Origin of the sequence: Enterobacter sp. PL1, from assembly GCF_945957325.1 — a bacterium.
GTDB classification, from domain to species: domain Bacteria; phylum Pseudomonadota; class Gammaproteobacteria; order Enterobacterales; family Enterobacteriaceae; genus Enterobacter; species Enterobacter roggenkampii.
This window is the reverse complement of the sequence record NZ_CAMFKT010000002.1, coordinates 111,754-125,368: the sequence shown is the minus strand read 5'-3', so window position 1 is coordinate 125,368 and position 13,615 is coordinate 111,754. Positions and strand designations below refer to the sequence as shown.

Annotated in this window: 12 protein-coding genes; all 12 read left to right on the top strand. The window is 57.4% G+C overall.

Translation table 11 applies throughout. The features are described from left to right. Positions 1-93: 93 nt before the first annotated feature. The 12 genes from mraZ to N6P30_RS02330 are packed head-to-tail and all read left to right on the top strand — an operon-like array spanning position 94 to position 13,614. Entirely contained in the window at positions 94-552 is a 459-nt protein-coding gene (gene mraZ, locus N6P30_RS02385) for a division/cell wall cluster transcriptional repressor MraZ (protein WP_021240528.1), read from the top strand. Positions 553-554: 2 nt separating this feature from the next. Next, positions 555-1,496, top strand: coding sequence for a 16S rRNA (cytosine(1402)-N(4))-methyltransferase RsmH (gene rsmH / locus N6P30_RS02380; RefSeq protein WP_021240527.1), 942 nt, complete (start codon positions 555-557; stop codon positions 1,494-1,496). Continuing rightward, positions 1,493-1,858: a cell division protein FtsL gene (gene ftsL, locus N6P30_RS02375; RefSeq protein ID WP_008501989.1), complete on the top strand. Its 366-nt coding sequence runs from the start codon at positions 1,493-1,495 to the stop codon at positions 1,856-1,858. The genes rsmH and ftsL overlap by 4 nt, the downstream gene beginning before the upstream one ends. Positions 1,859-1,873: 15 nt before the next feature. Then, entirely contained in the window at positions 1,874-3,640 is a 1,767-nt protein-coding gene (locus tag N6P30_RS02370; RefSeq protein WP_008501988.1) for a peptidoglycan glycosyltransferase FtsI, read from the top strand. Continuing rightward, on the top strand, positions 3,627-5,114 hold the full coding sequence (gene murE / locus N6P30_RS02365) for a UDP-N-acetylmuramoyl-L-alanyl-D-glutamate--2,6-diaminopimelate ligase (protein WP_023293292.1): 1,488 nt from the start codon (positions 3,627-3,629) through the stop codon (positions 5,112-5,114). Before N6P30_RS02370 ends, murE begins: the two co-directional genes overlap by 14 nt. After that, entirely contained in the window at positions 5,111-6,469 is a 1,359-nt protein-coding gene (gene murF, locus N6P30_RS02360; RefSeq protein WP_023293291.1) for a UDP-N-acetylmuramoyl-tripeptide--D-alanyl-D-alanine ligase, read from the top strand. The genes murE and murF overlap by 4 nt, the downstream gene beginning before the upstream one ends. Beyond that, complete coding sequence (gene mraY, locus N6P30_RS02355) at positions 6,463-7,545, top strand: phospho-N-acetylmuramoyl-pentapeptide-transferase (protein ID WP_008501985.1); 1,083 nt, start codon at positions 6,463-6,465, stop codon at positions 7,543-7,545. The genes murF and mraY overlap by 7 nt, the downstream gene beginning before the upstream one ends. Before the next feature lie 2 nt (positions 7,546-7,547). Beyond that, on the top strand, positions 7,548-8,864 hold the full coding sequence (gene murD, locus N6P30_RS02350) for a UDP-N-acetylmuramoyl-L-alanine--D-glutamate ligase (protein ID WP_023293290.1): 1,317 nt from the start codon (positions 7,548-7,550) through the stop codon (positions 8,862-8,864). After that, entirely contained in the window at positions 8,864-10,108 is a 1,245-nt protein-coding gene (ftsW, locus tag N6P30_RS02345) for a cell division protein FtsW (protein WP_023293289.1), read from the top strand. The genes murD and ftsW overlap by 1 nt, the downstream gene beginning before the upstream one ends. Next, complete coding sequence (gene murG, locus N6P30_RS02340) at positions 10,105-11,169, top strand: undecaprenyldiphospho-muramoylpentapeptide beta-N-acetylglucosaminyltransferase (RefSeq protein WP_023293288.1); 1,065 nt, start codon at positions 10,105-10,107, stop codon at positions 11,167-11,169. The genes ftsW and murG overlap by 4 nt, the downstream gene beginning before the upstream one ends. A 56-nt stretch (positions 11,170-11,225) precedes the next feature. Beyond that, on the top strand, positions 11,226-12,701 hold the full coding sequence (gene murC / locus N6P30_RS02335; protein ID WP_023293287.1) for a UDP-N-acetylmuramate--L-alanine ligase: 1,476 nt from the start codon (positions 11,226-11,228) through the stop codon (positions 12,699-12,701). Then, the gene (locus N6P30_RS02330) at positions 12,694-13,614 is read left to right on the top strand and encodes a D-alanine--D-alanine ligase (RefSeq protein ID WP_023293286.1); all 921 of its coding nucleotides are present in this window, start codon (positions 12,694-12,696) and stop codon (positions 13,612-13,614) included. Before murC ends, N6P30_RS02330 begins: the two co-directional genes overlap by 8 nt. The last annotated feature ends 1 nt before the right edge of the window (position 13,615 follow it).

Here is a 13,615-nt window from a genome sequence, read left to right as displayed (position 1 = left end):
GAGAGTCCTGGCTTGACAAGCTTTTCCCTCGCTCCGTAAACTCCTTTAGGTGGGAATTTGTGGGTTAAAGTGGTGAGGAGGGGTGAGACTGGCATGTTCCGTGGAGCTACGTTAGTCAATCTCGACAGTAAAGGGCGTTTATCGGTACCAACCCGATACCGCGACCAGCTGATTGAGAACGCTGCGGGTCAAATGGTTTGCACCATTGACATTAACTCCCCCTGCCTGCTGCTTTACCCCCTGCCTGAATGGGAAATTATTGAGCAAAAGCTGTCGCGACTGTCGAGCATGAACCCGCAGGAACGCCGCGTGCAGCGGTTGTTATTGGGACATGCCAGTGAATGTCAGATGGATAACGCAGGGCGATTACTGATCGCGCCTGTGTTACGGCAACATGCCGGTCTGACCAAAGAAGTGATGCTGGTCGGGCAGTTCAACAAATTTGAACTGTGGGATGAAACGACCTGGTATCAACAGGTCAAGGAAGATATCGACGCTGAGCAGTCTGATTCCGCGACATTATCGGAACGGCTGCAGGACTTGTCTCTATAAATATGATGGAAAATTATAAACATAAAACGGTGTTACTGGACGAGGCCGTTAACGGCCTGAATATTCGTCCGGATGGCATCTACATTGATGGCACTTTTGGTCGCGGTGGTCACTCGCGTTTGATCCTCTCCCAACTGGGTGAGGAGGGGCGTCTGCTGGCAATCGATCGCGATCCGCAGGCAATTGCCGTTGCACAGACTATCAATGACCCACGCTTTTCCATCGTGCATGGACCTTTTTCTGCGCTCGCGGACTATGTGGCTGAGCGCGGCCTGACGGGCAAAATCGACGGGATTCTTCTCGATCTTGGCGTCTCTTCACCCCAACTTGATGATGCTGAACGCGGTTTCTCCTTTATGCGCGATGGTCCGCTGGACATGCGTATGGACCCGACTCGCGGCCAGTCTGCCGCCGAGTGGTTACAGACCGCTGACGAAGCGGATATTGCATGGGTCATCAAAACCTTCGGCGAAGAGCGCTTTGGCAAACGTATTGCGCGCGCCATTGTTGAGCGCAATCGCATTGAGCCGATGACCCGCACCAAAGAGTTGGCCGAGGTGATCGCGGCGGCAACGCCGGTGAAGGATAAGCACAAACATCCCGCGACCCGTACCTTCCAGGCGGTTCGCATCTGGGTAAACAGTGAACTGGAGGAAATAGAGCTGGCGCTAAAAAGCTCGCTCGACGTGCTGGCCCCGGGTGGGCGGTTATCCATCATCAGCTTCCATTCGCTGGAAGACCGTATTGTTAAACGCTTTATGCGTGAACAAAGCCGCGGTCCACAGGTACCCGCGGGGCTGCCGATGACGGAAGAACAACTCAGGAAGCTGGGTGGCCGTCAGTTGCGAGCATTAGGCAAGTTGATGCCGGGCGAAGAAGAGGTGGCAGAGAATCCACGCGCCCGTAGTTCAGTGCTGCGTGTTGCAGAGAGGACGAACGCATGATCGGCAGAGTGACAGAGACCCTAAGCAAAGTTAAGGATTCGTTAGGAAGCAACGAGCGCCATGCCTTGCCTGGCGTGATCGGCGACGATCTTTTGCGGTTTGGGAAACTGCCACTCTGTCTGTTCATTTGCATCATTGTCACGGCTGTGACGGTGGTCACCACCGCCCACCACACACGTTTATTGACTGCGCAACGCGAGCAGATGGTACTGGAACGCGATGCGCTGGATATTGAATGGCGAAATCTGATCCTTGAAGAAAACGCGCTCGGCGATCACAGCCGGGTTGAACGGATCGCAACGGAAAAGCTGCAGCTGCAGCATGTTGATCCTTCACAGGAAAATATCGTAGTACAAAAATAAGGGAAAACGCGACGCATGAAAGCAGCGGCAAAAACGCTAAAACCAAAACGTCAGGAAGAACAGGCCAACTTTATCAGTTGGCGTTTTGCGTTGCTTTGCGGCTGCATTTTACTGGCGCTGGGTTTTCTGCTGGGCCGCGTGGCTTGGCTGCAAATCGTCGCCCCTGACATGCTGGTACGCCAGGGCGATATGCGCTCTCTTCGCGTTCAGGAGGTTTCCACGTCCCGCGGGATGATCACCGACCGCTCCGGTCGTCCGCTGGCGGTGAGCGTGCCGGTGAAAGCGATCTGGGCCGATCCGAAAGAGCTGCACGACGCCGGTGGCATTACCCTTGATAACCGCTGGAAAGCCCTGTCTGATGCGCTGAAAATGCCGCTGGATCAGCTGGCTTCCCGCGTTAACGCGAACCCGAAAGGACGTTTTATCTATCTGGCGCGTCAGGTTAACCCTGACATGGCGGACTACATTCGCAAACTGAAGCTGCCGGGTATTCATCTGCGTGAAGAATCCCGCCGTTACTACCCATCCGGCGAAGTAACCGCTCACCTCATTGGTTTTACCAACGTCGACAGCCAGGGGATTGAGGGCGTTGAGAAAAGCTTCGATAAGTGGCTCACCGGCCAGCCGGGCGAGCGAATCGTGCGTAAGGACCGTTACGGGCGCGTCATCGAAGATATCTCTTCCACGGACAGTCAGGCAGCGCATAACCTGGCCCTGAGTATCGACGAGCGCCTGCAGGCGCTGGTCTACCGCGAGTTGAACAACGCGGTGGCGTTCAACAAGGCGGAGTCAGGCAGCGCCGTGCTGGTGGATGTCAGCACCGGTGAAGTGCTGGCGATGGCCAACAGCCCGTCCTACAACCCGAACAACTTTACCGGCACCGCAAAAGATGCCATGCGTAACCGGGCAATTACCGACGTGTTCGAACCCGGCTCCACGGTGAAGCCGATGGTGGTGATGACCGCGCTCCAGCGCGGTATTGTCAATGAAAACACGGTCCTGAACACTGTCCCATACCGTATTAACGGCCACGAGATAAAAGACGTGGCGCGCTACAGCGAATTGACCCTGACCGGGGTGTTACAGAAGTCGAGTAACGTCGGTGTTTCAAAGCTGGCGTTAGCGATGCCGTCCTCAGCGTTAGTAGAGACTTACTCACGTTTTGGACTGGGAAAGGCGACCAATTTGGGGTTGGTCGGAGAACGCAGTGGCTTATATCCTCAAAAACAACGGTGGTCTGACATAGAGAGGGCCACCTTCTCTTTCGGCTACGGGCTAATGGTAACCCCGTTACAGTTAGCGCGAGTCTACGCAACGATTGGCAGCTATGGCGTCTATCGCCCGCTGTCGATTACCAAAGTTGATCCACCGGTCCCGGGCGAGCGTATCTTCCCGGAATCCATCGTTCGTACCGTGGTGCACATGATGGAAAGCGTGGCGCTGCCGGGCGGCGGCGGCGTGAAGGCGGCGATTAAAGGCTATCGTATCGCCATTAAAACCGGTACAGCGAAAAAAGTGGGGCCAGACGGCCGCTACATCAACAAATACATTGCCTATACCGCAGGCGTTGCGCCTGCAAGCAATCCGCGTTTTGCGCTGGTGGTCGTGATAAACGATCCACAGGCGGGTAAATACTACGGCGGCGCCGTCTCCGCGCCTGTGTTCGGGGCCATCATGGGCGGCGTGTTACGCACCATGAACATTGAACCGGATGCGCTGGCGACGGGCGAAAAAAGTGAATTTGTAATTAATCAAGGCGAGGGTACAGGTGGCAGATCGTAATTTGCGCGACCTTCTCGCTCCGTGGGTGCCAAATGCACCGGAGCGAGCACTGCGAGAGATGGTTCTGGACAGCCGCGTAGCGGCTTCTGGCGATCTTTTTGTGGCGGTGGTCGGTCATCAGGCGGACGGGCGTCGTTATATCCCGCAGGCGATTGCGCAAGGTGTGGCTGCCATTATTGCTGAGGCTAAAGATGAGGCAACCGACGGTGAGATCCGTGAAATGCACGGCGTGCCGGTCATCTATCTCAGCCAGTTAAACGAACGTCTTTCCGCACTGGCGGGACGTTTTTATCACGAACCTTCCGACCAGCTGCGTCTGGTTGGCGTAACGGGTACGAACGGTAAAACCACCACCACGCAGCTGATGGCGCAGTGGGCACAGCTACTGGGTGAAACCGGTGCGGTGATGGGAACCGTGGGTAACGGTCTGCTGGGCAAAGTGAGCCCGACGGAAAACACCACCGGCTCGGCGGTTGACGTACAGCACGTGCTTGCCGGTCTGGCAGGGCAGGGCGCAACCTTCGCCGCGATGGAGGTCTCTTCGCACGGTTTGGTACAGCACCGCGTCGCGGCGCTGAAATTTGCTGCATCCGTGTTTACCAACCTGAGCCGCGACCATCTTGATTATCATGGCGATATGGAGCACTACGAAGCCGCGAAATGGCTGCTGTTCTCTACTCACCATTACGGTCAGGCCATCATCAACGCCGACGACGAAGTGGGCCGCCGCTGGCTGGCGAAGCTGCCGGATGCGGTTGCCGTCTCGATGGAAGACCATATCAATCCGAACTGCCACGGCCGCTGGCTGAAGGCGGTTGAGGTGAATTATCACGACAGCGGGGCGACCATCCGCTTTGCCTCTTCCTGGGGGGAAGGCGAAATTGAAAGTCGCCTGATGGGGGCGTTTAACGTCAGCAACCTGCTGCTGGCCCTGGCAACGCTGCTGGCGCTGGGTTACCCGATGGCTGAACTGCTGAAAACCGCCGCGCGACTGCAGCCGGTTTGTGGCCGTATGGAAGTATTTAGCGCGCCGGGTAAGCCGACCGTTGTGGTTGATTATGCCCACACGCCGGATGCGCTGGAAAAAGCGCTGGAAGCGGCGCGCCTGCACTGTACCGGTAAGCTCTGGTGCGTGTTTGGCTGCGGCGGCGATCGCGACAAAGGCAAACGCCCGCTGATGGGGGCGATTGCGGAACAGTTCGCGGATATTCCGGTTGTCACCGATGACAACCCGCGTACGGAAGAGCCGCGCGCCATCATTAATGACATTCTGGCGGGTATGCTGGACGCAGGCCACGCGCGCGTCGTGGAAGGCCGTGCTGAAGCCGTGACAAACGCCATCATGCAGGCACAGGAGAATGATGTTGTTCTGCTGGCGGGCAAAGGCCATGAAGATTATCAGATCGTTGGCAATCGCCGTCTGGACTACTCGGATCGCGTAACGGCAGCTCGCCTGCTGGGAGTTGTCGCATGATTAGCCTCTCCTTAAGCCAGGCCGCAGAAGTACTGCACGGCGACCTGCACGGGCAAGACCTGACCATCGATGCCGTGACGACGGACACCCGTAAAGTCACCGCAGGCTGTCTCTTTGTGGCGCTGAAAGGCGAGCGTTTTGACGCGCATGATTTTGCCGAGCAGGCCAAAGAGAACGGCGCCGGTGCGCTGCTGGTCAGCCGCAAGCTTGATATCGATCTGCCGCAGGTTGTGGTGAAAGATACACGTCTCGCGTTCGGTGAGCTGGCTGCCTGGGTTCGTCAGCAGGTGCCGGCTCGCGTCGTCGCGCTGACAGGGTCATCAGGCAAAACGTCAGTGAAAGAGATGACGGCGGCGATCCTCAGCCAGTGCGGCAATACGCTTTATACCGCGGGCAACCTCAATAATGACATCGGCGTGCCGATGACATTGCTTCGCCTGACCAAAGAGCATGACTATGCGGTGATCGAGTTAGGCGCAAACCACCAGGGTGAAATCGCCTGGACCGTGAGCCTGACTCGCCCGGAAGCGGCGCTGGTGAATAACCTCGCGGCTGCGCACCTGGAAGGCTTTGGCTCGCTGGAAGGCGTGGCGAAAGCGAAAGGTGAAATTTACACCGGCCTGCCGGATAACGGTATTGCCATTCTGAACGCCGATAACAACGACTGGCTTAACTGGCAGAGCATCATTGGTGCGCGTAAAACCTGGCGCTTCTCACCAAATGCGGCCAACAGTGATTTTACGGCGACCAATATCCATGTGACGTCGCACGGCACCGAGTTCACCCTCACTACCCCAACGGGTGGCGTGGAGGTGCTGCTGCCGCTGCCGGGTCGCCATAACATCGCCAATGCCCTTGCGGCGGCTGCGCTGGCAACGGCGGTGGGCGCTTCACATGCGGCAATCAAAGCCGGGCTGGCGAACCTGAAAGCCGTACCGGGACGCCTGTTCCCGATTCAGCTTTCGGAAAACAAGCTGCTGCTGGATGACTCCTACAACGCGAATGTTGGCTCGATGACGGCGGCGGTGCAGGTGTTATCTGAAATGCCGGGCTACCGCATCATGGTGGTTGGCGACATGGCAGAACTGGGCGACGAAAGCGAAGCCTGTCATACCCAGGTCGGTGAAGCGGCGAAAGCGGCGGGGCTGGACTGTGTACTGAGCACAGGAAAATTGAGCCAGGCGATTAGCCAGGCCAGCGGCGTTGGCGAGCATTTTGCCGATAAAGCCGCGTTGATTGAGCGCCTTAAGGCATTAATGACAGAAAAACAAATTGTGACAGTGTTAGTGAAAGGTTCACGTAGTGCCGCCATGGAAGAGGTTGTGCACGCATTACAGGAGAACGGGACATGTTAGTTTGGCTGGCCGAACATTTGGTCAAATATTACTCAGGCTTTAACGTCTTTTCGTATCTGACGTTTCGCGCCATCGTCAGCCTGCTGACTGCGCTGTTCATCTCGTTGTGGATGGGCCCGCGCATGATTGCCCGTCTGCAAAAGCTCTCTTTCGGCCAGGTTGTGCGTAACGACGGCCCGGAATCGCACTTCAGCAAGCGCGGTACGCCGACCATGGGCGGGATCATGATCCTGACTGCCATCGTCGTTTCCGTGCTGTTGTGGGCGTACCCGTCCAACCCGTACGTCTGGTGTGTGCTGACGGTACTGGTGGGTTACGGGATCATCGGTTTCGTCGATGATTACCGCAAAGTCGTCCGCAAAGATACCAAAGGCCTGATTGCCCGCTGGAAGTATTTCTGGATGTCGGTGATCGCGCTGGGCGTGGCCTTCGCACTGTATCTTGCCGGGAAAGACACGCCAGCGACCGAGCTGGTCGTGCCGTTCTTTAAAGACGTGATGCCGCAGCTGGGTCTGTTCTACATTCTGCTGGCGTACTTTGTGATTGTCGGCACCGGTAACGCCGTTAACCTGACCGACGGTCTGGATGGCCTGGCAATCATGCCTACCGTCTTCGTGGCGGCCGGTTTTGCGCTGGTGGCGTGGGCGACCGGTAACATGAATTTTGCGAACTACCTGCACATCCCTTATCTGCGTCATGCGGGTGAACTGGTGATCGTCTGTACGGCGATTGTCGGCGCGGGTCTTGGCTTCCTGTGGTTCAACACCTATCCGGCTCAGGTCTTTATGGGTGACGTCGGTTCACTGGCTTTGGGCGGCGCGCTGGGCATTATTGCCGTGCTGCTGCGCCAGGAGTTCCTGCTGGTGATCATGGGCGGCGTGTTTGTGGTTGAGACGCTGTCGGTGATTTTGCAGGTCGGCTCCTTCAAGCTGCGCGGTCAGCGCATCTTCCGTATGGCGCCGATTCACCACCACTATGAACTGAAAGGCTGGCCGGAGCCGCGCGTCATTGTGCGCTTCTGGATTATTTCGCTGATGCTGGTGCTGATTGGCCTGGCAACGCTGAAGGTACGTTAATCATGGCAGATTACCAGGGCAAAAAAGTCGTTATCATCGGGTTGGGCCTTACGGGGCTTTCCTGCGTGGACTTTTTCCTCGCGCGTGGCGTGACGCCGCGCGTGATGGATACGCGTGTCTCTCCGCCGGGTATGGACAAGCTGCCGGAACAGGTTGAACGCCACCTTGGTGGTCTGAATGATGACTGGCTGCTGGCAGCCGATCTGATTGTCGCCAGCCCGGGTATGGCGCTGGCGCATCCTTCCCTGAGCGCTGCCGCAGATGCGGGCGTTGAGATTGTTGGCGATATCGAGCTGTTCTGCCGCGAAGCGCAGGCTCCCGTTATCGCGATTACCGGTTCTAACGGTAAAAGCACCGTCACCACCCTGGTGGGGGAAATGGCGAAAGCGGCGGGCATGAACGTCGGCGTTGGCGGTAACATTGGTTTGCCTGCTCTGATGCTGCTGGATAAAGGCTGTGAACTGTATGTTCTCGAGCTTTCCAGCTTCCAGCTGGAAACGACCTCCAGCCTGCATGCTGCCGCTGCGACGATCCTCAACGTGACTGAAGATCATATGGACAGATATCCCTTTGGTCTGCAGCAGTACCGTGCCGCCAAGCTGCGCGTTTATGAGAATGCCAAAGTCTGCGTGGTGAACGCCGATGATGCGCTGACCATGCCGGTGCGTGGCGCAGACGAGCGCTGCATCAGTTTTGGCATCACCATGGGGGATTATCATCTGAACCGCCAGCTGGGTGAAACCTGGCTGCGCGTGAAAGGTGAGAAAGTGCTGAACGTGAAAGAGATGAAGCTCTCTGGTCAGCACAACTATACCAATGCGCTGGCGGCGCTGGCGCTGGCGGATGCTGTCGGGCTGCCGCGCTCCTCGAGCCTGAAAGCGTTAACCACGTTTTCTGGCCTGGCGCACCGTTTCCAGCTGGCGCTGGAGCACAACGGCGTGCGCTGGATCAACGACTCCAAAGCCACCAACGTGGGCAGCACGGAGGCCGCGCTGAACGGGCTGCACGTTGACGGTACCCTGCATCTGCTGCTGGGTGGCGACGGTAAGTCTGCTGATTTCTCGTCCCTGAAGCCGTATCTCTCAGGCGATAACATCCGTCTCTACTGCTTCGGCCGTGACGGCAGCGAGCTGGCTGAACTGCGCCCTGAGATCGCCGAGCAAACCGAAACCATGGAACAGGCGATGCGGCTGATTGCCCCTCGCGTGAAGCCGGGTGACATGGTGCTGCTCTCTCCGGCCTGTGCCAGTCTCGATCAATTTAAGAATTTCGAACAGCGTGGTGATGTCTTTACCCGCCTGGCGAAGGAGTTAGGCTGATGCGTTTATCTCTCCCTCGCCTGAAAATGCCGCGCCTGCCAGGATTTGGGATCCTGGTGTGGTTGTTTGCGGCGCTCAAAGGCTGGGTGATGGGCTCTCGTCAAAAAGATAACGACAGCCTGATCATGTACGACCGCACGCTGTTCTGGCTCACAATGGGGCTCGCCGCGGTCGGCTTTATTATGGTGACGTCAGCGTCAATGCCCGCCGGGCAGCGTCTGGCGAACGATCCTTTCCTGTTTGCCAAACGTGATGGTCTGTACATCATCCTGGCATTCTGCCTGGCGCTGGTGACCTTGCGTCTACCGATGGAGTTCTGGCAGCGGCACAGTACGGCGATGCTGATCGCCTCGATCATTATGCTGCTGATCGTTCTGGTGGTGGGGAGCTCCGTAAACGGGGCATCACGCTGGATCGCCTTTGGCCCGCTGCGTATTCAGCCTGCGGAATTTACCAAGCTCTCCCTGTTCTGCTACCTGGCGAACTACCTGGTGCGTAAAGTAGATGAAGTGCGTAACAACCTGCGCGGCTTCTTAAAACCGATGGGCGTGATTCTGGTGCTGGCGGTCTTACTGCTGGCGCAGCCTGACCTCGGTACGGTGGTAGTACTGTTTGTGACCACGCTGGCCATGCTGTTCCTGGCGGGCGCGAAGCTGTGGCAGTTCATCGCCATCATTGGGATGGGGATTTCAGCGGTTGTGCTGCTGATCCTCGCCGAGCCTTACCGTATTCGCCGCGTGACCTCTTTCTGGAACCCGTGGGAAGACCCGTTCGGCAGCGGTTATCAGCTGACGCAGTCACTCATGGCCTTTGGTCGTGGTGAGCTCTGGGGACAGGGGCTGGGTAACTCGGTACAGAAACTGGAGTATTTACCGGAAGCGCATACTGACTTCATCTTCTCCATTATTGCGGAAGAACTGGGTTATATCGGTGTGGTATTAGCGCTATTAATGGTATTCTTCGTCGCTTTCCGCGCCATGTCCATCGGCCGGAAAGCGCTGGAGATCGATCACCGTTTCTCAGGCTTCCTGGCCTGCTCAATTGGTATCTGGTTTAGTTTCCAGGCATTGGTTAACGTCGGGGCCGCAGCGGGTATGCTGCCGACCAAAGGTCTGACGTTGCCGTTGATCAGTTATGGTGGTTCCAGTCTGTTGATTATGTCGACGGCCATCATGCTGTTGTTGCGCATAGATTATGAAACGCGTCTGGAAAAAGCTCAGGCGTTTACACGAGGTTCACGATGAATCAACCGAAGCGGTTAATGGTGATGGCAGGCGGTACCGGCGGACATGTGTTCCCGGGACTGGCGGTTGCGCACCATTTAATGGATCAGGGCTGGCAGGTACGCTGGCTGGGAACCGCAGACCGCATGGAGGCCGACCTGGTACCGAAACACGGTATTGAGATCGACTTTATTCGTATTTCCGGCCTGCGAGGCAAAGGCCTCAAGGCAATGCTGCTGGCTCCGGTGCGCATTTTTAACGCCTGGCGTCAGGCGCGCACCATTATGAAGCGCTTTAGGCCCGATGTGGTGCTGGGCATGGGCGGCTATGTCTCGGGGCCGGGCGGGCTGGCAGCGTGGTCGTTAGGTATTCCCGTCGTCCTGCATGAGCAGAACGGTATTGCGGGTCTGACCAACAAATGGCTGGCGAAAATCGCCACCAAAGTCATGCAGGCGTTTCCCGGCGCGTTCCCGAAAGCGGACGTGGTAGGTAACCCGGTCCGTGTGGACGTACTGGCGCTGCCGCTGCCGGACGCTCGCCTGGCGGGCCGTGAAGGGCCGGTTCGTGTGCTGGTCGTCGGTGGCTCTCAGGGGGCACGCATTTTAAACCAGACGATGCCGCAGGTTGCTGCAAAGCTGGGGGATGCCGTCACCATCTGGCACCAGAGCGGAAAAGGCGCTCAGCAGACCGTTGAGCAGGCTTACGCCGAGGCGGGGCAGCCGCAGCATAACGTGACGGAATTTATCGACGACATGGCGGCAGCGTATGCCTGGGCCGATGTCGTGGTCTGTCGTTCTGGCGCCTTAACGGTAAGCGAAATCGCTGCCGCGGGTCTGCCAGCCCTGTTTGTGCCTTTCCAGCACAAAGACAGACAGCAGTACTGGAATGCCCTGCCGCTTGAGAAAGCCGGTGCGGCGAAAATTTTTGAGCAGCCACAATTTACCGCCGACGCGGTCGCCACCACCCTGGCGGGCTGGAACAGAGACGTATTGCTTGAGATGGCTGAACGCGCGCGCGCGGCGGCTATCCCTGATGCGACGGAACGGGTGGCAAAAGAAGTGAGCCTGGCAGCCCAGGCTTAACCCTCGCAGCGCGTGAAGCGCGGCACGAATTTTAAGTAGTCGATGGCGTTTAGAGAATGAATACACAACAACTGGCAAAACTGCGTTCAATCGTGCCCGAGATGCGTCGCGTCCGGCACATTCACTTTGTTGGCATCGGTGGTGCTGGCATGGGCGGTATTGCCGAAGTGTTAGCTAACGAAGGCTATCAGATCAGCGGGTCTGACCTGGCGCCAAACCCTGTAACGCAGCAGCTGGCGTCGCTTGGGGCGACTATCTATTTCAACCATCGCCCGGAAAACGTGCGCGATGCGAGTGTGGTGGTGGTCTCAAGCGCCATCTCTTCTGACAACCCGGAAATCGTTGCCGCGCATGACGCGCGCATTCCGGTGATCCGCCGTGCCGAAATGCTGGCGGAGCTGATGCGCTTCCGCCACGGCATCGCGATTGCCGGGACCCACGGTAAAACCACGACCACGGCGATGGTTTCCAGTATTTATGCAGAAGCGGGTCTCGACCCGACGTTCGTCAACGGCGGCCTAGTCAAAGCCGCGGGCGTACATGCGCGTCTGGGCCACAGTCGTTATCTGATTGCTGAAGCGGACGAGAGCGACGCGTCGTTCCTGCACCTGCAGCCGATGGTGGCGATTGTCACCAACATCGAAGCTGACCATATGGATACCTACCAGGGTGACTTCGAGAACTTAAAGCAGACCTTTATCAACTTCCTGCACAACCTGCCGTTCTACGGGCGCGCGGTGATGTGCGTGGACGATCCGGTGATCCGCGAGTTGCTGCCGCGCGTGGGTCGTCAAATCACCACCTACGGCTTCAGCGAAGACGCTGACGTCCGCGTGGAAGAGTACAAACAGATTGGCGCGCAGGGACACTTCACGCTGGCGCGTCAGGACAAAGAGCTGCTGCACGTGACGCTGAATGCGCCAGGGCGCCATAACGCGCTCAATGCCGCAGCGGCAGTGGCCGTCGCGACGGAAGAAGGCATTGATGATGATGCGATTCTGCGCGCACTGGAAAGCTTCCAGGGCACCGGGCGTCGTTTCGATTTCCTCGGTGAATTTCCGCTGGATCCGGTAAACGGTAAAGCCGGTACGGCGATGCTGGTGGACGACTATGGTCATCATCCGACCGAAGTGGACGCCACCATTAAAGCCGCTCGTGCAGGCTGGCCAGACAAAAATCTGGTGATGGTGTTCCAGCCGCACCGCTTCACGCGTACGCGCGATCTGTATGACGATTTCGCCAGCGTCCTATCACAGGTAGACACCCTGTTAATGCTGGATGTGTACGCCGCAGGCGAGACGCCGATTCCTGGTGCAGACAGTCGTTCTCTGTGTCGCACCATTCGTGGACGCGGTAAAGTTGACCCTATTCTGGTTTCTGACCCTGCGCAGGTGGCGGAAATTCTGGCACCGGTCCTGACAGGTAACGATCTGATTCTGATTCAGGGCGCGGGAAATATCGGCAAAATCGCCCGTACCTTAGCTGAAATCAAACTGAAGCCGCAAAACCAGGAGGATGAGCATCATGGCTGATAAGATTGCTGTCCTGTCTGGCGGCACCTCCGCCGAGCGCGAGGTTTCCCTGAATTCAGGCGCCGCTGTACTGGCGGGCCTGCGTGAAGGTGGCGTCAATGCGCACCTGGTCGATCCAAAAGAGGTCGACGTGACGCAGTTAAAAGCCATGGGCTTCGATAAAGTCTTTATCGCTTTACACGGTCGTGGCGGCGAAGACGGCACCCTGCAGGGGCTTCTGGATCTGATCGGTCTGCCATACACCGGCAGCGGCGTGATGGCGTCTGCTATCTCTATGGATAAACTGCGCAGCAAGCTGCTGTGGCAGGGCGCAGGTTTACCTGTTGCGCCATGGGTGGCACTGACGCGTCGCGAATTTGAATTGGGCCTGCCGGATAGCGTTAATGCACGCATTGCTGAACTGGGCTTACCGGTTATTGTAAAGCCCAGCCGGGAAGGCTCCAGCGTGGGAATGTCCAAAGTCGACAAAGCTGACGATTTAGCGTCCGCTTTAGCGCTCGCATTTCAACATGATGATGAAGTTCTGATAGAAAAATGGCTTAGCGGGCCGGAATTTACCGTCGCGATGCTTGGTGAAGAAATTTTACCGTCAATCCGTATCCAACCCGCCGGAGTCTTCTATGATTATGAGGCGAAGTATCTCTCTGATGAGACGCAATATTTCTGCCCAAGTGGTCTTGAAGCTGAGCGTGAAGCCGATTTACAGTCCCTGGTACTTAAAGCCTGGCATGTTCTGGGTTGCCAGGGCTGGGGACGCATCGATGTGATGCAGGACAAAGATGGACAATTTTATCTGCTGGAAGCCAACACCTCTCCGGGTATGACGAGCCACAGCCTTGTGCCGATGGCTGCGCGTCAGGCGGGGATGAGCTTCTCGCAGTTAGTCGTACGCATTCTGGACCAGGCGGGCTGAT